General features: G+C 23.9%; 25 protein-coding genes and 6 pseudogenes. 20 read left to right on the top strand and 11 right to left on the bottom strand.

Annotation, left to right across the window (positions count from 1 at the left end; translation table 4 throughout):
• Positions 1-8 precede the first annotated feature (8 nt).
• A complete protein-coding gene (locus tag AAHH39_RS07000; protein ID WP_342217519.1) occupies positions 9-863 on the top strand; it encodes a Cof-type HAD-IIB family hydrolase in 855 nt (284 codons plus the stop codon).
• Here the strand turns inward: AAHH39_RS07000 and AAHH39_RS06995 are convergent.
• Entirely contained in the window at positions 855-1,799 is a 945-nt protein-coding gene (locus tag AAHH39_RS06995) for an IS30 family transposase (protein WP_342217518.1), read from the bottom strand. The two genes, AAHH39_RS07000 and AAHH39_RS06995, sit on opposite strands and share 9 nt — an antisense overlap.
• A 192-nt stretch (positions 1,800-1,991) precedes the next feature.
• Between AAHH39_RS06995 and AAHH39_RS06990 the strand changes: the two genes are divergently transcribed.
• From AAHH39_RS06990 to AAHH39_RS06980, 3 genes are all read left to right on the top strand, one after another.
• Entirely contained in the window at positions 1,992-2,144 is a 153-nt protein-coding gene (locus AAHH39_RS06990; protein WP_281749279.1) for a hypothetical protein, read from the top strand.
• A gap of 139 nt (positions 2,145-2,283) precedes the next feature.
• Positions 2,284-3,228 (top strand): IS30 family transposase, encoded by a 945-nt coding sequence (locus AAHH39_RS06985; RefSeq protein ID WP_342217518.1) that lies wholly within the window; start codon positions 2,284-2,286, stop codon positions 3,226-3,228.
• 95 nt (positions 3,229-3,323) lie between these two features.
• Positions 3,324-4,505, top strand: coding sequence for an IS256 family transposase (locus tag AAHH39_RS06980; RefSeq protein ID WP_342219334.1), 1,182 nt, complete (start codon positions 3,324-3,326; stop codon positions 4,503-4,505).
• A 194-nt stretch (positions 4,506-4,699) separates the two neighbouring features.
• Here the strand turns inward: AAHH39_RS06980 and AAHH39_RS06975 are convergent, their stop codons facing one another.
• Both AAHH39_RS06975 and AAHH39_RS06970 read right to left on the bottom strand, forming a co-directional pair.
• The gene (locus tag AAHH39_RS06975; RefSeq protein WP_342217517.1) at positions 4,700-4,972 is read right to left on the bottom strand and encodes a hypothetical protein; all 273 of its coding nucleotides are present in this window, start codon (positions 4,970-4,972) and stop codon (positions 4,700-4,702) included.
• Positions 4,973-5,033: 61 nt separating this feature from the next.
• Positions 5,034-7,331: a cation-translocating P-type ATPase gene (locus tag AAHH39_RS06970; RefSeq protein WP_342217516.1), complete on the bottom strand. Its 2,298-nt coding sequence runs from the start codon at positions 7,329-7,331 to the stop codon at positions 5,034-5,036.
• 663 nt (positions 7,332-7,994) lie between these two features.
• Here AAHH39_RS06970 and AAHH39_RS06965 point away from each other — a divergent pair.
• Positions 7,995-8,129 (top strand): annotated as a pseudogene (locus tag AAHH39_RS06965) (IS5/IS1182 family transposase); the annotation flags it as partial.
• 32 nt (positions 8,130-8,161) lie between these two features.
• Here AAHH39_RS06965 and AAHH39_RS06960 read toward each other — a convergent pair.
• From AAHH39_RS06960 to AAHH39_RS06940, 5 genes and pseudogenes are all read right to left on the bottom strand, one after another.
• Positions 8,162-9,106: an IS30 family transposase gene (locus AAHH39_RS06960; protein WP_342217458.1), complete on the bottom strand. Its 945-nt coding sequence runs from the start codon at positions 9,104-9,106 to the stop codon at positions 8,162-8,164.
• A gap of 33 nt (positions 9,107-9,139) precedes the next feature.
• Entirely contained in the window at positions 9,140-10,048 is a 909-nt protein-coding gene (locus AAHH39_RS06955; RefSeq protein WP_342217515.1) for an IS30 family transposase, read from the bottom strand.
• 84 nt (positions 10,049-10,132) lie between these two features.
• Positions 10,133-11,218: pseudogene (locus tag AAHH39_RS06950) on the bottom strand (IS256 family transposase); the annotation flags it as partial.
• A 122-nt stretch (positions 11,219-11,340) separates the two neighbouring features.
• Positions 11,341-11,781, bottom strand: coding sequence for a hypothetical protein (locus AAHH39_RS06945; protein WP_342217513.1), 441 nt, complete (start codon positions 11,779-11,781; stop codon positions 11,341-11,343).
• A gap of 363 nt (positions 11,782-12,144) precedes the next feature.
• On the bottom strand, positions 12,145-12,366 hold the full coding sequence (locus tag AAHH39_RS06940) for a hypothetical protein (RefSeq protein ID WP_342217512.1): 222 nt from the start codon (positions 12,364-12,366) through the stop codon (positions 12,145-12,147).
• Between the two features lie 89 nt (positions 12,367-12,455).
• On the opposite strand from AAHH39_RS06940, the pseudogene AAHH39_RS06935 reads away from it, so the two are divergent.
• The 10 genes and pseudogenes from AAHH39_RS06935 to AAHH39_RS06890 form a co-directional block, all read left to right on the top strand.
• Positions 12,456-13,547 (top strand): annotated as a pseudogene (locus tag AAHH39_RS06935) (IS256 family transposase); the annotation flags it as partial.
• 96 nt (positions 13,548-13,643) lie between these two features.
• Entirely contained in the window at positions 13,644-14,882 is a 1,239-nt protein-coding gene (locus tag AAHH39_RS06930; RefSeq protein WP_342219293.1) for an IS256 family transposase, read from the top strand.
• Between the two features lie 41 nt (positions 14,883-14,923).
• Positions 14,924-15,076, top strand: a pseudogene (locus AAHH39_RS06925) (IS256 family transposase); the annotation flags it as partial.
• A gap of 299 nt (positions 15,077-15,375) precedes the next feature.
• A complete protein-coding gene (locus AAHH39_RS06920; RefSeq protein WP_342217509.1) occupies positions 15,376-15,885 on the top strand; it encodes a hypothetical protein in 510 nt (169 codons plus the stop codon).
• Entirely contained in the window at positions 15,866-16,639 is a 774-nt protein-coding gene (locus AAHH39_RS06915) for a hypothetical protein (protein ID WP_342217508.1), read from the top strand. The genes AAHH39_RS06920 and AAHH39_RS06915 overlap by 20 nt, the downstream gene beginning before the upstream one ends.
• Positions 16,640-16,679: 40 nt before the next feature.
• Positions 16,680-16,856 (top strand): hypothetical protein, encoded by a 177-nt coding sequence (locus AAHH39_RS06910; RefSeq protein WP_342217507.1) that lies wholly within the window; start codon positions 16,680-16,682, stop codon positions 16,854-16,856.
• Between the two features lie 2 nt (positions 16,857-16,858).
• Complete coding sequence (locus tag AAHH39_RS06905; RefSeq protein ID WP_342217506.1) at positions 16,859-18,220, top strand: hypothetical protein; 1,362 nt, start codon at positions 16,859-16,861, stop codon at positions 18,218-18,220.
• Positions 18,150-18,929, top strand: a complete 780-nt coding sequence (locus tag AAHH39_RS06900; protein ID WP_342217505.1) for a hypothetical protein — start codon at positions 18,150-18,152, stop codon at positions 18,927-18,929. Before AAHH39_RS06905 ends, AAHH39_RS06900 begins: the two co-directional genes overlap by 71 nt.
• Positions 18,832-19,704: a hypothetical protein gene (locus tag AAHH39_RS06895; RefSeq protein ID WP_342217504.1), complete on the top strand. Its 873-nt coding sequence runs from the start codon at positions 18,832-18,834 to the stop codon at positions 19,702-19,704. The genes AAHH39_RS06900 and AAHH39_RS06895 overlap by 98 nt, the downstream gene beginning before the upstream one ends.
• Entirely contained in the window at positions 19,691-20,008 is a 318-nt protein-coding gene (locus tag AAHH39_RS06890; RefSeq protein WP_342217503.1) for a hypothetical protein, read from the top strand. Before AAHH39_RS06895 ends, AAHH39_RS06890 begins: the two co-directional genes overlap by 14 nt.
• Before the next feature lie 23 nt (positions 20,009-20,031).
• On the opposite strand, the pseudogene AAHH39_RS13380 reads toward AAHH39_RS06890, so the two are convergent.
• Positions 20,032-20,157 (bottom strand): annotated as a pseudogene (locus tag AAHH39_RS13380) (IS30 family transposase); the annotation flags it as partial.
• 229 nt (positions 20,158-20,386) lie between these two features.
• Between AAHH39_RS13380 and AAHH39_RS06885 the strand changes: the two are divergent.
• From AAHH39_RS06885 to AAHH39_RS06865, 5 genes and pseudogenes are all read left to right on the top strand, one after another.
• Positions 20,387-20,905 (top strand): hypothetical protein, encoded by a 519-nt coding sequence (locus tag AAHH39_RS06885; protein WP_342217502.1) that lies wholly within the window; start codon positions 20,387-20,389, stop codon positions 20,903-20,905.
• 15 nt (positions 20,906-20,920) lie between these two features.
• Positions 20,921-21,061 (top strand): hypothetical protein, encoded by a 141-nt coding sequence (locus AAHH39_RS06880; RefSeq protein WP_342217501.1) that lies wholly within the window; start codon positions 20,921-20,923, stop codon positions 21,059-21,061.
• A 57-nt stretch (positions 21,062-21,118) separates the two neighbouring features.
• Positions 21,119-22,084: pseudogene (locus AAHH39_RS06875) on the top strand (IS256 family transposase); the annotation flags it as partial.
• A gap of 69 nt (positions 22,085-22,153) precedes the next feature.
• Positions 22,154-22,366, top strand: coding sequence for a hypothetical protein (locus tag AAHH39_RS06870; protein ID WP_342217499.1), 213 nt, complete (start codon positions 22,154-22,156; stop codon positions 22,364-22,366).
• 15 nt (positions 22,367-22,381) lie between these two features.
• Positions 22,382-23,587: an IS256 family transposase gene (locus AAHH39_RS06865; RefSeq protein WP_342217498.1), complete on the top strand. Its 1,206-nt coding sequence runs from the start codon at positions 22,382-22,384 to the stop codon at positions 23,585-23,587.
• A gap of 187 nt (positions 23,588-23,774) precedes the next feature.
• Here AAHH39_RS06865 and AAHH39_RS06860 read toward each other — a convergent pair whose 3' ends face one another.
• On the bottom strand, positions 23,775-24,044 hold the full coding sequence (locus tag AAHH39_RS06860; RefSeq protein WP_342217497.1) for a SemiSWEET family sugar transporter: 270 nt from the start codon (positions 24,042-24,044) through the stop codon (positions 23,775-23,777).
• A 64-nt stretch (positions 24,045-24,108) separates the two neighbouring features.
• Positions 24,109-24,972 (bottom strand): replication initiation protein, encoded by an 864-nt coding sequence (locus AAHH39_RS06855; protein ID WP_342217496.1) that lies wholly within the window; start codon positions 24,970-24,972, stop codon positions 24,109-24,111.
• Positions 24,973-25,408: the final 436 nt, after the last annotated feature.

Raw genomic sequence — 25,408 nt, 5'->3', positions numbered from 1 at the left:
AATGATTGATGGTAAAAATAATTTTTACTGATGTAGATGGTACTTTATTTGATAGTGGCAGTGCTTTAAGTGAAATTAATCTTAATGCTTGTTTAAAAGCTCAAAAAAATAATATTAAAGTTGTAATTAATACAGGTAGATATGGTGAAAATGCTATTCGTGTTGGTAAAATGATTAATGCTGAAAAATATGATGGTTATATTATTGGTAATGATGGCGCTGAAATTTGATCATATACTAAACAAAAATGAATTTATTTACAACAATTAAATTCAGAAACAACAATTAAACTTTATGAATGATTAACCAAATATAATAAACAAATGATTTTACATTTTAATAGTATTGATACTTTGTATGTTAACCATGCAGCTAATAGTTGAAGTACATGAGTTGAAAATCTGCAAATTAAAATTATTAAGTTAACTAATAGTACTGATATTAAAATGCCAATTTCAAAAGTAATGGTTATTTTAGAAAAATATTGAAAGGCTAATGAAATTACAAAATTCATTAATAATTTTGAAACTAACTTTCCAGATTTAACAATTGTTCAATATCATACAAATGTTTTTTCAATTGGTAATAAAAACATTAATAAAGGTTCAGCACTACAATGATTATGTAATCATTTAAATATTGACACTAAAGATGCATTAACGATTGGTGATGGATTTAATGATTTACCAATGTTTGAAGTATCTGGTCATCCAATAGTAATGGAAAATGCTAATATTGCTTTAAAACCATATGGTAAAACTATTGCTCCAAATAATGATGAACATGGAGTTGGATATATTATTAATAATTATGTTTTTAAAAACCTGAATTGTAAATATAAATGGGACAGTTTTTTAAAATAATTGTATTAAATCTATTGGTCTTTTATAAGATAGTGATTTTCTGGGTGTAGAATTAATTTGAAATGCTATAGTATTTAAATCTTTTTGTTTATATGAAGATAGATCTGTAGATTTTGGTAAATATCTTCTTAAAATACCATTATTATTTTCATTTAAACCTCTTTGACAAGGTTTACCAGGATCTGCAAAATAAATCTTAACATTACAATTTTTTTCGATTAATTTTCATTTACTAAATTCTTTACCACGATCAAAAGTAATAGTTTTAACTGTTCCTTTTTGTAACTTTAAAATAAATTTTATTATATTTTTTGTAATATTTTCTGATTTATTATTTTTAGTTGCTAAAGGAATTGTGGTTTTTGATCATATATCAGCTAAAGTAATAATAGAACTTTTATGATCTTTACCAATGATAGTATCACCCTCTAAATGACCAAATTCTTCTATATTTTTAATATTAGTAATAATTAAATTTCTTTCATGAATAGACTTACAATTATTAATTCTGCCCCTAGTTTCTTTTTGTTTGTGAGGTTTATTTTTTCCTTTTCTCAATAAGTTATTTTCATCAAAACCCATTCGATTTGTTTTAAACATGTTATATAAAGTTTTTGTTGAAATACTTTTTATTTTATTTTCCTTTAAAAAATTAGCAATTATATCAAGAGCATAATTTTTAGTAATTAACAAATGATTAATAGTATTAATTTCTATTAAAGTTAAAATTATTAATTTTCTACCTGCATTTTGTTTATTTTTTTGAATTTTATTCAATATTTCTAATGGTAATAAGTTTTGATTTAATAATCTACAAACTCTATGTACAGTTGATTTACTATAATCAATGGCTTTTGCTATTTTACGAATCGAAAATCCATAACTTTTATATTCTTTTATTGCTATTATTGATTCAATAGTCAGATACTTATACATTGTGCTAATTCCTTTCTTTTCTTAATTATAGAATTAACACAATTTAATTTTTATATAAGTGTCCTTTTTAATTTTACAATTCAGGAAAATAAAAACTTAATATTTTTAAAAATATACTCTTATAGTTTATTAACACACTAATAATTAAAATATATTATAATAATATAAGAAAAGTGAAAGGAGAAGGAAAATATGGCAGCAAAAAAACCTACTGTTTTTAATATTTTTATGAAAACTACATTGCCAAAAGTTAAAGCAGAACACCCAGAATTAAAACACACTGAGGCTTTTGGAAAAGCAGCAGCATTATGAGCTAATGCTGAAGAAAATCCTAAAAACAAATAGATAAACAGATAATTGCTTAAAAGAGTCAGATTTTAAATCTGACTCTTTTAAATACCTGAATTGTAAAATTAAAAAGGACACTTATATAAAAATTAAATTGTGTTAATTCTATAATTAAGAAAAGAAAGGAATTAGCACAATGTATAAGTATCTGACTATTGAATCAATAATAGCAATAAAAGAATATAAAAGTTATGGATTTTCGATTCGTAAAATAGCAAAAGCCATTGATTATAGTAAATCAACTGTACATAGAGTTTGTAGATTATTAAATCAAAACTTATTACCATTAGAAATATTGAATAAAATTCAAAAAAATAAACAAAATGCAGGTAGAAAATTAATAATTTTAACTTTAATAGAAATTAATACTATTAATCATTTGTTAATTACTAAAAATTATGCTCTTGATATAATTGCTAATTTTTTAAAGGAAAATAAAATAAAAAGTATTTCAACAAAAACTTTATATAACATGTTTAAAACAAATCGAATGGGTTTTGATGAAAATAACTTATTGAGAAAAGGAAAAAATAAACCTCACAAACAAAAAGAAACTAGGGGCAGAATTAATAATTGTAAGTCTATTCATGAAAGAAATTTAATTATTACTAATATTAAAAATATAGAAGAATTTGGTCATTTAGAGGGTGATACTATCATTGGTAAAGATCATAAAAGTTCTATTATTACTTTAGCTGATATATGATCAAAAACCACAATTCCTTTAGCAACTAAAAATAATAAATCAGAAAATATTACAAAAAATATAATAAAATTTATTTTAAAGTTACAAAAAGGAACAGTTAAAACTATTACTTTTGATCGTGGTAAAGAATTTAGTAAATGAAAATTAATCGAAAAAAATTGTAATGTTAAGATTTATTTTGCAGATCCTGGTAAACCTTGTCAAAGAGGTTTAAATGAAAATAATAATGGTATTTTAAGAAGATATTTACCAAAATCTACAGATCTATCTTCATATAAACAAAAAGATTTAAATACTATAGCATTTCAAATTAATTCTACACCCAGAAAATCACTATCTTATAAAAGACCAATAGATTTAATACAATTATTTTAAAGGCAATGTTTAGTAATCTGTGTAACTTACAAAAATAACTATGTTTAATTAATTCTAGTAAATATAATTAAATGACTAGAAAGAGTGAGTTACAGATGGCTAAAAAACAAAATATTAATAATAATGATCCAATATCAAAAGCAGTAGATTTATTATTAGAAAATACTGAAGATTTAACAACAGTTTTTAAAGAAGGGGGTTTATATAAAGAATTAACAAAACGTTTAGTTGAAAAAATGTTGAATTCTGAAATGCAAAATTATTTAGGATATGAAAAAAATCAACATAGTAATACTGAGATTGATGTACCAAGAGATCGCAATAGTGATTTTACTCCTGTAATAGTTGCAAAAAGACAGCGAAGATTTGATGGTTTTGATCAACAAGTGCTTTCACTATATGCAAAAGGTATGACTCTATCTGACATTAGAATGCAGTTACAAGAGTTATATCATGGTGCTGATATTAGTGAAAGTGTTATTAGTCAAATTACTGATGATGTTATTGATGATGTCAAAACATGACAAAATCGACCATTAGAAAGCGTTTATCCGATTGTTTATTTTGATTGTATAGTAGTTAAAGTTCGACAAGATAAACGGATTATTAACAAATCAGTTTATATAGCATTAGGAGTTGATTTAGAAGGTAAAAAAGATGTTTTAGGCTTATGAATTAGTGAAAATGAAGGTGCTAAATTTTGATTAGCTAATTTCACAGAAATGAAAAATCGAGGCTTAAATGATATTTTGATTGCTTGTAGTGATAATTTAACAGGCATGTCAGAAGCAATACAAGCAGTTTATCCTAAAACAGAACATCAATTATGCATTGTTCATCAAATTCGAAATAGTTTAAAATATGTTTCATACAAACATCGAAAAACTCTAGTTACAGATTTAAAACCAATTTATAGTGCATGTAGTGAAGAACAAGCAATGCAAGCTTTAGAATCATTTGAAAGTAAATGAAATAAACAATATCCCCAAATTGCTAAATCTTGATATAAAAATTGAGAAAATTTGATGATTTTTATTAGTTATCCTACAGAAATCAAAAGAGTAATTTATACAACAAATGCTATTGAATCTGTTAATAGTCAATTACGAAAAGTTATTAGAAACAAAAAAGCTTTTCCTAATGATATGTCAGTTTTTAAAATATTTTATTTAGCAATTGAAAATATAACAAAAAAATGAACATTGCCTATTCAAAATTGAAATACAGCAATTGCTCATTTTATGATAAAATTTGAAGACAGAATTAATCTGAACTAGTACTTTGTAAAACAAAGATACACAGATTTCTAAAAAGCCTCATTTTAAAAAACTGTCCCATTTATATTTACAATTAAGGATATAAAAAAAATATTGAAATTTTAAAAAAACACTAAAATTGCTATACAAATCAACAATGATAAAGTATAATCAAAATACTTACCTAGTAGGGTTATAGAGAAAGGTAACTTTTTTTATATTTTTGATAAACTTCATTTATTTTGACCTGTAGATGGTTTATCAATATCTTCTAAATTAATTGTTTCTCAATTATTATTTTCTCTTTCTTTTACTAATAGAGAAAGTTTGTTCTTATAATCATCAATTATCAGTTGATTAATTCTAATCAACTTTTCATCAGGCTTTGGTTCAACATTATTTTTTTCTTCTATAATACGTATCATTTCCTGTAAAATAGATATCTTTTGATCAAGCTCTGCTTTTTTTTCTTCATTTTGTCTAGCCATTTAAATTTCTCCTTTTAAAAAATTAAAGTACTTTTTTATTTATTATTAATTTATATATTATCTAATATTTATATTTTCTTCATTTAAAAATTAATGAATTTCCAACAACAGTTATATCAGAAAGAGCCATCGCAATTGCAGCCAACGGTGGAATAATAAATCCGGCAGCAGCTAATGGAATAATGATAATATTATAACTAAATGCTCAAATAAAATTGATTCAAATATTATTTTTAGTTTTTTTAGTTAAAACAATAGCCTTATAAACAATACTAATATCATTATCAAGAATAGTAATATCACCAATTTTTTTAGCAATATCACTACCAGAGCCCATTGCAATTGCTAAATCAGATTGTTCTAAGGCAATAACATCATTAATACCATCACCAACAAACGCTACTTTTTTCCCTTTTGCTTGTAAATCAGCAACAATTTGTGATTTACCTTGTGGTGTAACATTAGCAAAGTATGTTTCTATCCCAACGCGATTAGCAATAGCAAGTGTTTGTGATTCATTATCACCACTAATTAAAATAACCTCAATTCCCTGTTTTTTAACTTTTTCAATTGTTAATAATGCATTTGTTTGTAATTCATCTTCTAAAATAAAAATATTAGTAACAACTTTATTAATTGCCAATGCCAATACTTTCTGGCTAGGAGTAACTGTTTCAAAATCAAATGTTTTTAGAAATGGACTAAATGGCATTTTTGCTTTTTGTAAATTTTCAAGTGATGAAATTTGTAATTCTTCAGTTTGATATTTTGCTTTAATACCAAAACCAATTTGTTCTTTAACTTCGGTAATTGTCAATAATTGTCCAACATTATTAGTATTAGCATATAAAGAAAAAGCTAAAGCCAAAGGATGTGTTGAATGCTTTTCCATAGCAATTGCCTTATTAACATGTTTTTCTTGACCATAAATTTTAATAATAAACAAATTACCAGTAGTTAATGTTCCTGTTTTATCAAAACAAATGGTATCAATCTTAGTAATTTTTTCAAAAGCACTAGCCTTATTATAAATGATTCCTATTTTTGCTGCTTTATTAATTCCAACAGCAACTGCTAATGGTGTTGCAATTCCTAATGCACAAGGACAAGCAATTATTAAAGTTGCAATTGCAATTTCTAATGATTCTTGCACACCATTACCTACTGCAAAATAACGAATAAGAAAAACTAAAATGGCAATTAAAATAACAGTTGGTGTAAATCACCCAGAAATTTTATCAGCCAATTTTTGTAATTTTGGTTTCTGAGATTGTGCATCTTCAACTGCCTTAATAATACTTGCTAATACTGTGTCTTTACCAATTTTAGTTGCTTTCATCCTAAAACTATCACCAACATTATTAGTTCCACCAATTAAATTTTGGTTAACTTGTTTCGTAATAACTTGCGATTCACCAGTTAACATTGATTCATTAATAAATGCTTCTTCACTAATTAATTGACCATCAGTAGGAATATTTTCACCTTTTCGAATAATTAAAATATCATTTAATTGTACATCTTCAATATTAATAAAAGTTTCTGTTTTGGTATTATAATCATATTTTAAGATTGATTTTGGCTTTAATGACATTAAACTTTCTAAGCCACTAGTAGCCCTTTTCTGTGCAACAGTACTAATTAAATCACCAAGTAAAACAATCATAATAATTGAAGCACTAACTTCAAAATATAAGTGTTCGGTTTTATTAATTACCATTAAATAAATAGAAAAAATAAATGCCGTTGTTGTTCCTAATGCTACTAAAGTATGCATACCGGGTCATTTTTGTTTAATTAATTCTCGATAAATACCAATATAAAATTTACGACCAAAATAAAATTGAATTGGAATTGCTAGTGCAAGTTGGACATAAGGATTACGTAAACTATCAAAAAATGGAGTATTAGGTATCATAATTAATAATAGTGGTAGTAACAATATTCAACCAATAATAAGTTCAATTAAATCACGTAATTTAACATTATGTTGATGATTATGATGTTGTTCTGACATATGAGATTGATGTTGTTCACTACTATGACTATGACTACTATGATCATCTGTAATATCTTTCATATCAACTTTGTGACTTGTTTTTATATCTTTAATCTCAGTTTCAAACTTACAAATTTCATATCCTAAATTATGCATTGCTTTTTTAATTTTTTTTTCATTTCAAAACTTAGGATCATAACTAAATTGTGCTTTTTTAGTAGCAAAATTGATACTAACAGTAATACCATCTTCTTTGGTAAAATGTCTTTCAATGGCACTAGCACAAGAGGTACATGAAACATCTGACAGTACTACTCTACTAATAACAAAATTATCATTTAAATTAGTTGTATTATTCATATTAACTTCATCTCCTCAAATTCTAATATTTTAATGGACGTATGAGATTAATGGATAGAAAGGGACAACTAGAACAATAAACTGATGTACTTCTATTTTTTGTTAATTTAATTATATCATAAAATACATAAATGTTTAAAAATATAATGACAAAATTACATTTAAACAACACAAAAATTCTAATCTTAAAATTAGATTTTAAAAATATGAAGTTTTAATTTATTAAGTACTATTCATATAACTTCTAGCATTTAAATAATTTGCTTTTGCAATTAACATATTATTTAATGTTTGATAATTATATATTTTTGCTCCATTAGTTAAAGATTTTAAAAAATGATAAACATCACTTTCTGCAGAACATCCAATATTTCATGAAGCATTTTGATTTACAATACCATGAGCATTATTTTTAAAATAATTATAAGTTTTAGTATTAACATTAAGTTTTAAAAAATCAAGTAATTTATTACAATTACCACTTGAAAAAGTAGTTGAAGAATCTAAAAATTTTTTTCAGTCATGAGATTCTTTTTTCTTACCACGAACTCCAACAAAAGATTTTCATAAATAACTAAATGCATGAAACTTATCTAAGAACCTGTTTAGAATCTTTTCGAAAATAATGTAAAATGATTATATATTTTAAAATAAGAGGTATATATGCATAAAAATTATCCAAGTCATGTCACCAAAGAACAATTTGAGAACATAAAATCAATTTTAGAAAATAGCAAAAAGAAAACAAAACCAAGAAGTTTAGATTTATATGAAGTATTTTGTGCAATTTTATATGTATCCTGAATTGTAAATATAAATGGGACAGTTTTTTAAAATAATTGTATTAAATCTATTGGTCTTTTATAAGATAGTGATTTTCTGGGTGTAGAATTAATTTGAAATGCTATAGTATTTAAATCTTTTTGTTTATATGAAGATAGATCTGTAGATTTTGGTAAATATCTTCTTAAAATACCATTATTATTTTCATTTAAACCTCTTTGACAAGGTTTACCAGGATCTGCAAAATAAATCTTAACATTACAATTTTTTTCGATTAATTTTCATTTACTAAATTCTTTACCACGATCAAAAGTAATAGTTTTAACTGTTCCTTTTTGTAACTTTGAAATAAATTTTATTATACTTTTTGTAATATTTTCTGATTTATTATTTTTAGTTGCTAAAGGAATTGTGGTTTTTGATCATATATCAGCTAAAGTAATAATAGAACTTTTATGATCTTTACCAATGATAGTATCACCCTCTAAATGACCAAATTCTTCTATATTTTTAATATTAGGAATAATTAAATTTCTTTCATGAATAGACTTACAATTATTAATTCTGCCCCTAGTTTCTTTTTGTTTGTGAGGTTTATTTTTTCCTTTTCTCAATAAGTTATTTTCATCAAAACCCATTCGATTTGTTTTAAACATGTTATATAAAGTTTTTGTTGAAATACTTTTTATTTTATTTTCCTTTAAAAAATTAGCAATTATATCAAGAGCATAATTTTTAGTAATTAACAAATGATTAATAGTATTAATTTCTATTAAAGTTAAAATTATTAATTTTCTACCTGCATTTTGTTTATTTTTTTGAATTTTATTCAATATTTCTAATGGTAATAAGTTTTGATTTAATAATCTACAAACTCTATGTACAGTTGATTTACTATAATCAATGGCTTTTGCTATTTTACGAATCGAAAATCCATAACTTTTATATTCTTTTATTGCTATTATTGATTCAATAGTCAGATACTTATACATTGTGCTAATTCCTTTCTTTTCTTAATTATAGAATTAACACAATTTAATTTTTATATAAGTGTCCTTTTTAATTTTACAATTCAGGTCTTTTTGTTTATATGAAGATAGATCTGTAGATTTTGGTAAATATCTTCTTAAAATACCATTATTATTTTCATTTAAACCTCTTTGACAAGGTTTACCAGGATCTGCAAAATAAATCTTAACATTACAATTTTTTTCGATTAATTTTCATTTACTAAATTCTTTACCACGATCAAAAGTAATAGTTTTAACTGTTCCTTTTTGTAACTTTGAAATAAATTTTATTATACTTTTTGTAATATTTTCTGATTTATTATTTTTAGTTGCTAAAGGAATTGTGGTTTTTGATCATATATCAGCTAAAGTAATAATAGAACTTTTATGATCTTTACCAATGATAGTATCACCCTCTAAATGACCAAATTCTTCTATATTTTTAATATTAGGAATGATTAAATTTCTTTCATGAATAGACTTACAATTATTAATTCTGCCCCTAGTTTCTTTTTGTTTGTGAGGTTTATTTTTTCCTTTTCTCAATAAGTTATTTTCATCAAAACCCATTCGATTTGTTTTAAACATGTTATATAAAGTTTTTGTTGAAATACTTTTTATTTTATTTTCCTTTAAAAAATTAGCAATTATATCAAGAGCATAATTTTTAGAAATTAACAAATGATTAATAGTATTAATTTCTATTAAAGTTAAAATTATTAATTTTCTACCTGCATTTTGTTTATTTTTTTGAATTTTATTCAATATTTTTAATGGTAATAAGTTTTGATTTAATAATCTACAAACTCTATGTACAGTTGATTTACTATAATCAATGGCTTTTGCTATTTTACGAATCGAAAATCCATAACTTTTATATTCTTTTATTGCTATTATTGATTCAATAGTCAGATACTTATACATTGTGCTAATTCCTTTCTTTTCTTAATTATAGAATTAACACAATTTAATTTTTATATAAGTGTCCTTTTTAATTTTACAATTCAGGTTTCTAATAACTTTTCGTAATTGACTATTAACAGATTCAATAGCATTTGTTGTATAAATTACTCTTTTGATTTCTGCAGGATAACTAATAAAAATCATCAAATTTTCTCAATTTTTATATCAAGATTTAGCAATTTGGGGATATTGTTTATTTCATTTACTTTCAAATGATTCTAAAGCTTGCATTGCTTGTTCTTCACTACATGCACTATAAATTGGTTTTAAATCTGTAACTAGAGTTTTTCGATGTTTGTATGAAACATATTTTAAACTATTTCGAATTTGATGAACAATGCATAATTGATGTTCTGTTTTAGGATAAACTGCTTGTATTGCTTCTGACATGCCTGTTAAATTATCACTACAAGCAATCAAAATATCATTTAAGCCTCGATTTTTCATTTCTGTGAAATTAGCTAATCAAAATTTAGCACCTTCATTTTCACTAATTCATAAGCCTAAAACATCTTTTTTACCTTCTAAATCAACTCCTAATGCTATATAAACTGATTTATTAATAATCCGTTTATCTTGTCGAACTTTAACTACTATACAATCAAAATAAACAATCGGATAAACGCTTTCTAATGGTCGATTTTGTCATGTTTTGACATCATCAATAACATCATCAGTAATTTGACTAATAACACTTTCACTAATATCAGCACCATGATATAACTCTTGTAACTGCATTCTAATGTCAGATAGAGTCATACCTTTTGCATATAGTGAAAGCACTTGTTGATCAAAACCATCAAATCTTCGCTGTCTTTTTGCAACTATTACAGGAGTAAAATCACTATTGCGATCTCTTGGTACATCAATCTCAATTTTACCTTGTTGAGTTATTAATTTTTTTGAACTTGTACCATTACGAGCATTTTCAGTATTACTATGTTGATTTTTTTCATATCCTAAATAATTTTGCATTTCAGAATTCAACATTTTTTCAACTAAACGTTTTGTTAATTCTTTATATAAACCCCCTTCTTTAAAAACTGTTGTTAAATCTTCAGTATTTTCTAATAATAAATCTACTGCTTTTGATATTGGATCATTATTATTAATATTTTGTTTTTTAGCCATCTGTAACTCACTCTTTCTAGTCATTTAATTATATTTACTAGAATTAATTAAACATAGTTATTTTTGTAAGTTACACAGATTACTAAACATTGCCCTAAAAGAAATGATTTTTTTAGTAATTTTTATAGTAATTGTGGTGAAGATAGTCCTTTAACAAGATATTTAGAAATATTAAATCTAAAAACAAATGATAAAAGAGTTAAAATATATCCAAAATATCCTAAAAATATTATTGGAACTGAATTATGATTTGATACTACTGGTATAAAATCATTTGATAATTTAACAACACTTGAATTATTTACTAAATATTTTAGTAATGATAGTTTACAGTTAGTTGATGGTAAAGAAGGTCAAGAAGAAAAAGTTATTAGTGCTATTGGTGGTGGTGAATTATTATGAGAAGTTGATAAAGATAATCCTAATTTTATTAAACCAAAAGATGATAAAGATATTAGTGCAAATGATAAACGTATTATTGATGTTGGAACACCTACTTTTTTAACAGATGGTACAAATAAAGAATATGTTAATAATTTAATAGATAAAAAACAAAATATCAATGATGAAGATTTACAAACAGTTGCTAAACAAATTGTTCTTGCTATTAATGAAAATAAAGCAAATATTGATAAAAAACAAGATAAAGAAATATGAAAAGTAATAAATAAAAGTAAAAATAATCGTGAATGAGATACTTTTGAAATTAATTTTAATACTGTATATAGAGTAATTATAACATTAGATGAATTACCAGTAAATCAAGCAAATATAAAGCATAAAGTAGAATTTAAAACTGGTAATTATTTAGGTGGAGATTATTTACTTGCAAAATTTAAAATTAAAGATGAAGATGTAATATTAACTTTAACTGTTAGAGAAAGTAGTTTTAATTGTAGTTTATATTTAAAAGGTGGAGATATTAATTATGGTGCTATTCTTTCATTAGAAGAATTACAAAATACAATTAAAGTTGATGTTACACCAAAAATAAAAATTAATTCAAAAAGTTTAGAAACAAATGAAGTTGAAGAAAATTGTTGAGATATTGAATTACCAGATAATCCAACACCAAGTCCAAATAATCAACAATGAAAAGATGTAGGAACAAGAGAAAAAAATAAATGAGATAATTGACAAATTGGCAATGTTTAGTAATCTGTGTAACTTACAAAAATAACTATGTTTAATTAATTCTAGTAAATATAATTAAATGACTAGAAAGAGTGAGTTACAGATGGCTAAAAAACAAAATATTAATAATAATGATCCAATATCAAAAGCAGTAGATTTATTATTAGAAAATACTGAAGATTTAACAACAGTTTTTAAAGAAGGGGGTTTATATAAAGAATTAACAAAACGTTTAGTTGAAAAAATGTTGAATTCTGAAATGCAAAATTATTTAGGATATGAAAAAAATCAACATAGTAATACTGAAAATGCTCGTAATGGTACAAGTTCAAAAAAATTAATAACTCAACAAGGTAAAATTGAGATTGATGTACCAAGAGATCGCAATAGTGATTTTACTCCTGTAATAGTTGCAAAAAGACAGCGAAGATTTGATGGTTTTGATCAACAAGTGCTTTCACTATATGCAAAAGGTATGACTCTATCTGACATTAGAATGCAGTTACAAGAGTTATATCATGGTGCTGATATTAGTGAAAGTGTTATTAGTCAAATTACTGATGATGTTATTGATGATGTCAAAACATGACAAAATCGACCATTAGAAAGCGTTTATCCGATTGTTTATTTTGATTGTATAGTAGTTAAAGTTCGACAAGATAAACGGATTATTAATAAATCAGTTTATATAGCATTAGGAGTTGATTTAGAAGGTAAAAAAGATGTTTTAGGCTTATGAATTAGTGAAAATGAAGGTGCTAAATTTTGATTAGCTAATTTCACAGAAATGAAAAATCGAGGCTTAAATGATATTTTGATTGCTTGTAGTGATAATTTAACAGGCATGTCAGAAGCAATACAAGCAGTTTATCCTAAAACAGAACATCAATTATGCATTGTTCATCAAATTCGAAATAGTTTAAAATATGTTTCATACAAACATCGAAAAACTCTAGTTACAGATTTAAAACCAATTTATAGTGCATGTAGTGAAGAACAAGCAATGCAAGCTTTAGAATCATTTGAAAGTAAATGAAATAAACAATATCCCCAAATTGCTAAATCTTGATATAAAAATTGAGAAAATTTGATGATTTTTATTAGTTATCCTGCAGAAATCAAAAGAGTAATTTATACAACAAATGCTATTGAATCTGTTAATAGTCAATTACGAAAAGTTATTAGAAACAAAAAAGCGGCAATGTTTAGTAATCTGTGTAACTTACAAAAATAACTATGTTTAATTAATTCTAGTAAATATAATTAAATGACTAGAAAGAGTGAGTTACAGATGGCTAAAAAACAAAATATTAATAATAATGATCCAATATCAAAAGCAGTAGATTTATTATTAGAAAATACTGAAGATTTAACAACAGTTTTTAAAGAAGGGGGTTTATATAAAGAATTAACAAAACGTTTAGTTGAAAAAATGTTGAATTCTGAAATGCAAAATTATTTAGGATATGAAAAAAATCAACATAGTAATACTGAAAATGCTCGTAATGGTACAAGTTCAAAAAAATTAATAACTCAACAAGGTAAAATTGAGATTGATGTACCAAGAGATCGCAATAGTGATTTTACTCCTGTAATAGTTGCAAAAAGACAGCGAAGATTTGATGGTTTTGATCAACAAGTGCTTTCACTATATGCAAAAGGTATGACTCTATCTGACATTAGAATGCAGTTACAAGAGTTATATCATGGTGCTGATATTAGTGAAAGTGTTATTAGTCAAATTACTGATGATGTTATTGATGATGTCAAAGCATGACAAAATCGACCATTAGAAAGCGTTTATCCGATTGTTTATTTTGATTGTATAGTAGTTAAAGTTCGACAAGATAAACGGATTATTAATAAATCAGTTTATATAGCATTAGGAGTTGATTTAGAAGGTAAAAAAGATGTTTTAGGCTTATGAATTAGTGAAAATGAAGGTGCTAAATTTTGATTAGCTAATTTCACAGAAATGAAAAATCGAGGCTTAAATGATATTTTGATTGCTTGTAGTGATAATTTAACAGGCATGTCAGAAGCAATACAAGCAGTTTATCCTAAAACAGAACATCAATTATGCATTGTTCATCAAATTCGAAATAGTTTAAAATATGTTTCATACAAACATCGAAAAACTCTAGTTACAGATTTAAAACCAATTTATAGTGCATGTAGTGAAGAACAAGCAATGCAAGCTTTAGAATCATTTGAAAGTAAATGAAATAAACAATATCCCCAAATTGCTAAATCTTGATATAAAAATTGAGAAAATTTGATGATTTTTATTAGTTATCCTGCAGAAATCAAAAGAGTAATTTATACAACAAATGCTATTGAATCTGTTAATAGTCAATTACGAAAAGTTATTAGAAACAAAAAAGCTTTTCCTAATGATATGTCAGTTTTTAAAATATTTTATTTAGCAATTGAAAATATAACAAAAAAATGAACATTGCCTATTCAAAATTGAAATACAGCAATTGCTCATTTTATGATAAAATTTGAAGACAGAATTAATCTGAACTAGTACTTTGTAAAACAAAGATACACAGATTTCTAAAAAGCCTCAAAAAAGCTTTTCCTAATGATATGTCAGTTTTTAAAATATTTTATTTAGCAATTGAAAATATAACAAAAAAATGAACATTGCCTATTCAAAATTGAAATACAGCAATTGCTCATTTTATGATAAAATTTGAAGACAGAATTAATCTAAACTAGTACTTTGTAAAACAAAGATACACAGATTTCTAAAAAGCCTCGACAAATTACTTATAATTTTATAGTTAATAAACATTATAGAGTTTATTATTCTTGAAGTATATATAATCCAGTTTATACTATTCAAAAATTTATTATAACGGATAACAAAATTGCTGGTGTACCAATACAAACCTTTAATGATAGTGTTAATATAGTAATTTTATCAGTTCAACATGCTAAATTGATTACTATTTATAGTGGAAAAGGTAATTTAAAAGGTAATGTATGAAAATTAGAAGAATTACAAGAATAATATTATGAATAAAGAATTTACTTATTTACATGAAATTAGTTATTGATTATTAAATAAAAGTGATTTTACTCATAGTGAATATAATTTAAGTGGAAGTAGATATTCAAGTAAAACATATAGTATTGCAGAAGAATTAGCAATATTAATAGCAATTTCAATTAAAGTTAATAAATCAATTGCTATATATTGTTTTAGAAAATTAAATAAAGATATTAATGAATTAACAAAAGAAATTGATGAAGCTTTAATTAATATTAGTTTTGATTATAAAGATTTTACTTTAAAATATCCAAATAAACAAGCAGATTTTCGTTTTAAAGGTTCAAAATCATTTATTAGAGTTATGGGTGTATATAGTAATAGTAATGATAGAATACCACTTAAAGGTCTTTCTCGTAGTGAAATAAAAGGTTTTGATTTAGCAATTGAATGATGTGAAGAAGCAAATGAATTTAGTCAAGCAGAATTTCAAGCAATTACATTTGCATTAGGTAATGCTAAAAAAAACTATTAAAATTAGAAGTTGTAATCCAGATAATATTTATCAATATTTTATTGAATATATGAATAAAATTGTACCTTTTAATTTAAATTTAATGAAAGAAAATAATGAACAAATTAAATCAGTATTTGATAATAATATTTTTAAATTATTTCATTATTCAAATTGAAAATTAAATGAACATAATTTAAAACAAGATAAAATTAATGATTTAGAAGAATTAAAAATACTTGATCCTATTAAAGCACAAAGTTGATATTATGGTGTACCTAGTGTTTTAACTGGTTCTATATTTGCAAGATATTTAGATAAACTTAAAACTGAATTAGATTTTAATGTTAATGAAATAGTTGGTGGTTTAGATTTAGGTTTTGCTACAAGTTCACAAGCTCATCCTACTGTTGCTATTTTATGTTTTATTGGTGAAAATGAAAAAACTAGAAGAATACATCAAGAAAGTGAATTTTATCATAGTAATGCAATAATGAAATTTAAAGATACATATGAATTAGCAAATAATATTATTGATTATTATTTAGATGAAAGTATTAAATTTCAAGCAATGAAATTTGGATTTACTTGTTATGTTGATTATGGTAGTGGTGGATTAGCTGTAATTGATATTTTAAAAAAAGAAGTAGAAAAAAGAAAAATTAATTGATTATATTTTACTCCAGTAGATAAAACTACAATGTATTTAAGAGATAGAATTGATTGAGATACTATTTGTATGATTAAAGGTATATTAAGGTATATTAAGTATTAATTGAAAAAGATGTCCTAATACACATGAAGAATTATCAAAAATGCAATGATTAGCAAAATCTAAATTAGAAAATTCAAATAATGAACCACAAATGCTTGATTTATATGATAATTGTTGAGATGCAAGAATGTATGCTTCAATGCATAAAATGAAATGATTAATTAATAATATTAATAATGAATTATTAATTAATAAAAATAAATTTGGAGAGTGATAAAAATGAATAATCCATTAGAATATCTTTCTTGTAATAGAAGAGAATGATATAGTGATATTCCTATGAGAATTGCTCAAAAATCAACTAAATTATGATTAGGTAAAGGTTTATTATTTGATAGTGAAAAAGAAAATATTTTAAAATATTTTACTAATAAAATTATTAGTGATAAATGATTTGAAAAATTATATAAATTTGGAATACAAGAAAGTTTACTTGGAAAAGTATATATAATGCCTATTATTTATAAAGATAATAGTACAAGTTTAAAAGTATTACCTAATTCATTTGCTGGTAGAGTTGCTAAATATAATGAAGAAGAACAATGTGCAGAATTCTTTTTTATAAATGAACAAGCAGATAGTGCAACTTTAACTTGAGTAATTGCTGAAAATGGAAAAATAAGATTTGAAACTTATAAAAATGATGATAAAAATGAAAAAGAAATTATTTTAGGAACAGCACATACAAAATTAAAACCTAATTTAATACCAAAATATAGTTATGAAATTAAAAATCCTTGAAATTATTTACCAATATTAGAAATAACAAATTTACCAATGGTTAATTTTTATGGTAATTCAACAACTTTAAATGCTTATCCAGATACTTATCCAGTTTGAAATTTAATTGAATATTATCATAAATCATATACTCAAAGAAATGTTGATAGAGAATTAAATGTTACTACTTTATTTGGTGCATTTGATAATGAAACTGTTAAAAATATGATTGAACATGGAAAAATAATTGATAATCCTAAAAAAAATATTGTAGTTAATGTTGGTACTGCTGGATATAATAAATCTGGTGCTGGTGGTATAGAAGTTATTCAAGGTGATTTTAAAGCTAGTAATTATATTTTAGATAAAGATGATTTAGGAAAAGATATTTGAAATGGTGCAGGGTATGATTATAATGAATTTTCTGCTGTAAATTATGAAAATAAAACTAAATCATTATTTAATAATAAAAATGATATGGAAACTACAGAAACTAAAATAAGTCATTATTCATATTATTTTTATAGATTTTTTGATATGTTATTAATTTATGAAAATTTATGAAATGGTATTGGTGATAGACCTTATAGTTTTAAATTTTTACCTATTGCTATGACTGACCAATTATTAAAACAAGAAATGATTAGTCAAAGATTAGCAGATAGAACAATATCATATACACAAGCTATTGCTGAATTAGATGAAGTAACAAAACAACAAGCAAAAAAACATTATAAAGAAATAATGGAAGAAGATAAAGAAGAAATAAAATTATTAGGAGAAAATGAAAATGATACATCAACAAATTCAATTAATGAAACATCTACATCTTCAATTAAAAAGACAACAATTGCTAATTAAAAGATGTAGTTATTGAAAAATATTTCCATTTATTATAAATAATGGTGCAATTCCTTTAACTGAAACTGGTTATAAACCAATTAATAGTAAAATTAGTGATTTTGGTCAATATGAATTAATATTAACTGGTACTACTCCAGTTGTATGTATTTGAAAAAATAGTACAAAAATATATCAAAAAAATAAAGGTAAAATTGACCCTATAACTCATAAACGTAGTGGACAAGATGAATTTTATACAAAACAATATAAAATTGGTGATTATTGAAATGCTTATTTAATTGATGATACAAGTGGTGTTGATTTTAGTAATTTACCAAATAATCAAATATTTAAAACAGTACAAACAAAAAGACAATATACTTTAGTAATGTTTGAAGAACATATTACAATTGATGATTATTTACAATTTTTTGTTGTATTTAATGATGAAAATGAAAATATTGGTGGTAATAGTGGTAAAAATCAAGATAGACAATTATTATATATTTCAAATGTAACAAATTATTATAGTCCTTATAATGGTGCATTTAGTATGCAAGTTTTAACTTTTAGTAGTTTAAATGATAGAGTAGTTTCTACTCGTCAAAATACACTTGATTTTGTACAATATGCAAGCTCGGGTAGTGGTTATGCTTTCCCCTACTATTGAAAAAGGAAAAGTAACCTTAAATCGTACTTTAATGCGTGATATAGGAGTAAGATATAGTCATAGACAATCATATGGATTAGAATTATTATCAAGTTGTTATTATTATGGAAGACCAATAATTCAAGGACAAGAGCCTATTCAACAAAATAATGAAGAAATATTTGAAAGTAAAGTATTTGCTTCAAGAAGATTATTTATTGCTGGTAATAATGAAAAATCTACAACTAATATTAAAAATAATGGTGGTTTACTTGCTGGAATAAATGATAAAATAACAACAAGTAGTCATCCAGAAACTACATTTTATAATATTATGAATGCACAACCTACTGGATTTACTAATTTTAAAAATTTTACAGAATGATTAAAAACTTCATTAAATTTTCAAGATAATTTATTTGTAACAAAAGATTTTAAAGGTATGCTTTCTTTTGATAAAGATAAAGCAAGATTAAGTAATGGTACATCAGTAGGAGAAGCTAAATTTTTTTGAGATAGTGAATGAAATATAAATAATATCTCTGGTAATTATAATGTAGATATGAGTAGTAATTTTAAATATAAAGACCCAGATACTCATTTAATTATTGGTAGTCCAACTGTAGATTATTCAAAAATAAGTCAAAAATATATGTCAGCAATATTAAATTTTAATAGTGTTGTATTTTCTCCATTAATACAAATGCCTTATGATAGTCAACAATGATTACCTTTTGCTTTAAGTGATATTCCTTTAATTGGTAAATTATTAAATGCTTTAACATTAGGTATATGAAGTAGTTGAGTTATTACTCAAAATGCTCAACAATATAAAAAAAATGTTATATTTTAATGGCTTTATGTCAGCATTTTTTACAAGTAATTTAGAAAGTATTATTGGTAATGGTGGTTTAATTCCATTAAATGCTTTTACAAATGATAATGATTTTACTATTGGTAAATTATTAGGTGCAAATGTTTCAACAACTGCTATGACAATGAAATTAAGTGATAGAATAAGTGTTTATCCATGAGACCCTACTACTGGTAAGAAGTTAACTAAAAAAGAACAAATATCAACTGTTGATTTATCACAAAAGAAAAATAATAAAGTTTATATTTTAGCAGAAGATACCTTTAATTTTGTAGAAAAGTAATGATACATGATAAAGTGTTATTTTTAGAGAATTTTTACACTAAATAATGTTACTTTTAACAAATTTTTAATTAAAAATAATATTTTAAGTGTAAATTGATGAATAATTTTTGGTCATCCATACTTTTCTACATAATTAAAAGAAGATACTGAATTTTTAGATATTGCTTCACCATTTACAAATGAAGATAAAGATTGTCAATGAAATCCTACTGCAAATGGAGTAATTGACGGTTCAAATTATGCTTATATTATTGATACAATTGTTACACAAAGTTTACATCAAGGTGAAGAAAGACATACATTTTATAGTGATAATCCTTTTACTTATCAAGGTGATTATAATGAAATATCAATTGCACAATTTCGTTATAATAATATGGGTTATTTAACTGGAAATGCTTTTAATTGAACAACGTTATATAAATTAAATCATGATGAATATGAAGAAAGTGAAAAAACTACTTTTAGTTATCCAGCAAAAATATTACCACCAAGTCCACAAAATATAGCAAAACAAATTGTAATAATTCCTAAAAATCCAAGTATAGAAGTTAATATACCAGAAAATCATATATTTACTCATACACAATATAAATTAATATGAGACTATGATTCATGAGTAGAAAATGTATTTCCTAAAATCAAACCATTAGAAATAAATATTAATTTTAAAGATTATTTAGACCCTACATTATTAATCAAAACTTTTAATGATTTAAAAAGATATTATAAAAGCATAGATGTATATTTAAGTTATGAATATGAAACAGAAGAATTTTTTAATTATGTAGAAAAGTATGGATGACCAAAAATTATTCATCAATTTACACTTAAAATATTATTTTTAATTAAAAATTTGTTAAAAGTAACATTATTTAGTGTAAAAATTCTCTAAAAATAACACTTTATCATGTATCATTACTTTTCTACAAAATTAAAGGAAGAATTTATTAATCGCCAAGCAGGTGGTTGTTCAACAATAGAAGAATTTAAACCATCTAAATCTCAAACTTTGGCAATGTTTAGTAATCTGTGTAACTTACAAAAATAACTATGTTTAATTAATTCTAGTAAATATAATTAAATGACTAGAAAGAGTGAGTTACAGATGGCTAAAAAACAAAATATTAATAATAATGATCCAATATCAAAAGCAGTAGATTTATTATTAGAAAATACTGAAGATTTAACAACAGTTTTTAAAGAAGGGGGTTTATATAAAGAATTAACAAAACGTTTAGTTGAAAAAATGTTGAATTCTGAAATGCAAAATTATTTAGGATATGAAAAAAATCAACATAGTAATACTGAAAATGCTCGTAATGGTACAAGTTCAAAAAAATTAATAACTCAACAAGGTAAAATTGAGATTGATGTACCAAGAGATCGCAATAGTGATTTTACTCCTGTAATAGTTGCAAAAAGACAGCGAAGATTTGATGGTTTTGATCAACAAGTGCTTTCACTATATGCAAAAGGTATGACTCTATCTGACATTAGAATGCAGTTACAAGAGTTATATCATGGTGCTGATATTAGTGAAAGTGTTATTAGTCAAATTACTGATGATGTTATTGATGATGTCAAAGCATGACAAAATCGACCATTAGAAAGCGTTTATCCGATTGTTTATTTTGATTGTATAGTAGTTAAAGTTCGACAAGATAAACGGATTATTAATAAATCAGTTTATATAGCATTAGGAGTTGATTTAGAAGGTAAAAAAGATGTTTTAGGCTTATGAATTAGTGAAAATGAAGGTGCTAAATTTTGATTAGCTAATTTCACAGAAATGAAAAATCGAGGCTTAAATGATATTTTGATTGCTTGTAGTGATAATTTAACAGGCATGTCAGAAGCAATACAAGCAGTTTATCCTAAAACAGAACATCAATTATGCATTGTTCATCAAATTCGAAATAGTTTAAAATATGTTTCATACAAACATCGAAAAACTCTAGTTACAGATTTAAAACCAATTTATAGTGCATGTAGTGAAGAACAAGCAATGCAAGCTTTAGAATCATTTGAAAGTAAATGAAATAAACAATATCCCCAAATTGCTAAATCTTGGGCAATGTTTAGTAATCTGTGTAACTTACAAAAATAACTATGTTTAATTAATTCTAGTAAATATAATTAAATGACTAGAAAGAGTGAGTTACAGATGGCTAAAAAACAAAATATTAATAATAATGATCCAATATCAAAAGCAGTAGATTTATTATTAGAAAATACTTTTAATTATGTAGAAAAGTATGGATGACCAAAAATTATTCATCAATTTACACTTAAAATATTATTTTTAATTAAAAATTTGTTAAAAGTAACATTATTTAGTGTAAAAATTCTCTAAAAATAACACTTTATCATGTATCATTACTTTTCTACAAAATTAAAGGAAAATACTGGAGATTTAACAACAGTTTTTAAAGAAGGGGGTTTATATAAAGAATTAACAAAACGTTTAGTTGAAAAAATGTTGAATTCTGAAATGCAAAATTATTTAGGATATGAAAAAAATCAACATAGTAATACTGAAAATGCTCGTAATGGTACAAGTTCAAAAAAATTAATAACTCAACAAGGTAAAATTGAGATTGATGTACCAAGAGATCGCAATAGTGATTTTACTCCTGTAATAGTTGCAAAAAGACAGCGAAGATTTGATGGTTTTGATCAACAAGTGCTTTCACTATATGCAAAAGGTATGACTCTATCTGACATTAGAATGCAGTTACAAGAGTTATATCATGGTGCTGATATTAGTGAAAGTGTTATTAGTCAAATTACTGATGATGTTATTGATGATGTCAAAGCATGACAAAATCGACCATTAGAAAGCGTTTATCCGATTGTTTATTTTGATTGTATAGTAGTTAAAGTTCGACAAGATAAACGGATTATTAATAAATCAGTTTATATAGCATTAGGAGTTGATTTAGAAGGTAAAAAAGATGTTTTAGGCTTATGAATTAGTGAAAATGAAGGTGCTAAATTTTGATTAGCTAATTTCACAGAAATGAAAAATCGAGGCTTAAATGATATTTTGATTGCTTGTAGTGATAATTTAACAGGCATGTCAGAAGCAATACAAGCAGTTTATCCTAAAACAGAACATCAATTATGCATTGTTCATCAAATTCGAAATAGTTTAAAATATGTTTCATACAAACATCGAAAAACTCTAGTTACAGATTTAAAACCAATTTATAGTGCATGTAGTGAAGAACAAGCAATGCAAGCTTTAGAATCATTTGAAAGTAAATGAAATAAACAATATCCCCAAATTGCCAAATCTTGATATAAAAATTGAGAAAATTTGATGATTTTTATTAGTTATCCTGCAGAAATCAAAAGAGTAATTTATACAACAAATGCTATTGAATCTGTTAATAGTCAATTACGAAAAGTTATTAGAAACAAAAAAGCTTTTCCTAATGATATGTCAGTTTTTAAAATATTTTATTTAGCAATTGAAAATATAACAAAAAAATGAACATTGCCTATTCAAAATTGAAATACAGCAATTGCTCATTTTATGATAAAATTTGAAGACAGAATTAATCTGAACTAGTACTTTGTAAAACAAAGATACACAGATTTCTAAAAAGCCTCTTTATTTCAAGGAGTTGATTTTTTATGAAAACATTTGTAAGAAATTTAAGTTCTAGATGAAGTTTATTTTGGAAATTTTTTAAAAAAGAACGGTTTGTTAAAAAGAAAAGTTTTTAATATAAATAGACCACCATAATTATGGTGGTCTATTTATATGGTTCTTTATAATGAATATTTAATTTAAAAACTAACATAATAATTGTAGATATTAAAATTATTGAATCTAAACTTACAACTTCTCAATTTTTTATAAATATTCCATAAATTATTCATAAAAAACAAGATAATAATTGAATTAATAACATGAAAAACGATAAATCACGTACTCTTTTTGTTTTAATAATTTTTATAATTTGAGGTAAAAATATAAAACTATTTACAGCAACTGCTAATCAACCAATTATTTCTACATTCATAAATTACCTCCTTTGTTTTATTTAAATAATATTATTTTATGCATATTAATATCTCCAATAATTTTTAATGATTATCAAAATCTTCCATAATTTTTTTAATTTCATCATTACTTAAAAGTTGCTTTTCAATTATGTTACTTTTTTGTTTTTTAAAATTATTTGCCATTAGCTTTGATTTATTTGCATATTTTTTATATTCTTTTCTAGTTGGTACTTTTTCAAGTTCAGGACTTTGAGAATTAAATTTTTCTAAATCCAAATGCGTATTTAAAATTATTTTGCTAAATTTTCTACCTACTTTAATTAATTCATAAGAAAAAATAATATCAGTTTTTGCTAAATCTTTTTTCACCACTTCTAAAATTCTAGTTTTTAACATATTAATTTGTTTAAAATAACTACTTTTTAAACTTAAATTTAATATTTTAGCAAGTTTTTCAAAATCTCATTCATGATTAAAATTTGGTGTTTTTTTAGTTTTAGCATTCATATACAAATAACTACGTAAATATTCATATAAACGTAACGAATACTTACTTGTAACTTCTTTTGTATAAGGTAAATAAATATTTGTATAATCAGATTTTAAATTTAAATAATGTTCTGCAACTAAACTTTGATGAACTTCTAAATAAAGTTTTCCTTGATCATTTCCGCCTCTTAAAAATAAATTTACAAACTCAAATTTATCTTTTGTTTCATCAAATAAAAAAAACTTATAACTAGTTAAAATTTCTATTTCTTTTTGAATTACTGTCATTTCTTTATTTTTATGAATAACCTTATCATAAAGTTTATGTTGTTGAATACCAAAATAATTACAAAAATCATTAAGTCAATACTCCATATATTTATGTTTTTCATTTTTCTTTCAATCAAGTTTACCAATTCAACTTAAAATTGCAAAGTTAAATAGCCTTTGAGTCATAATTCCAGCACACTCATTTGTCACTGCACGAACAATGGTATTTGATTTTTTAATAAATTTATTTTCTTTTTGGTTTACTAAACTATTTGCTATAAACTAACCCCATTTAAATTATTTATCAAATATAAAATCATTATATCATATTTATATCCGTATATGTTGTAATTCATATCCGTATATGTTGTAATTCATATAAATATTTCCATAATCAATAAAGATAAGTTGATAGTCTATAATATATAATAAGTATTAATAATATATAATAATTAACAAAAAATTTTAAATGTTTTAATAAATAAACTATTATTAATGTATAAAATCAGAAAATAAATGCTTAATTTATTAAATTAATTCAAAATTTTGAACTTTTAATTACAACATATACGGATATAAATATTTTGACAATAATTGCTAATTTATTTTTTCATATAAATAT

The sequence above is a fragment of the Spiroplasma endosymbiont of Amphimallon solstitiale genome, from assembly GCF_964030965.1.
Taxonomy (GTDB): Bacteria; Bacillota_I; Bacilli_A; order Mycoplasmatales; family VBWQ01; genus Spiroplasma_E.
This window is presented reverse-complemented; position numbering and strand designations above follow the sequence as displayed.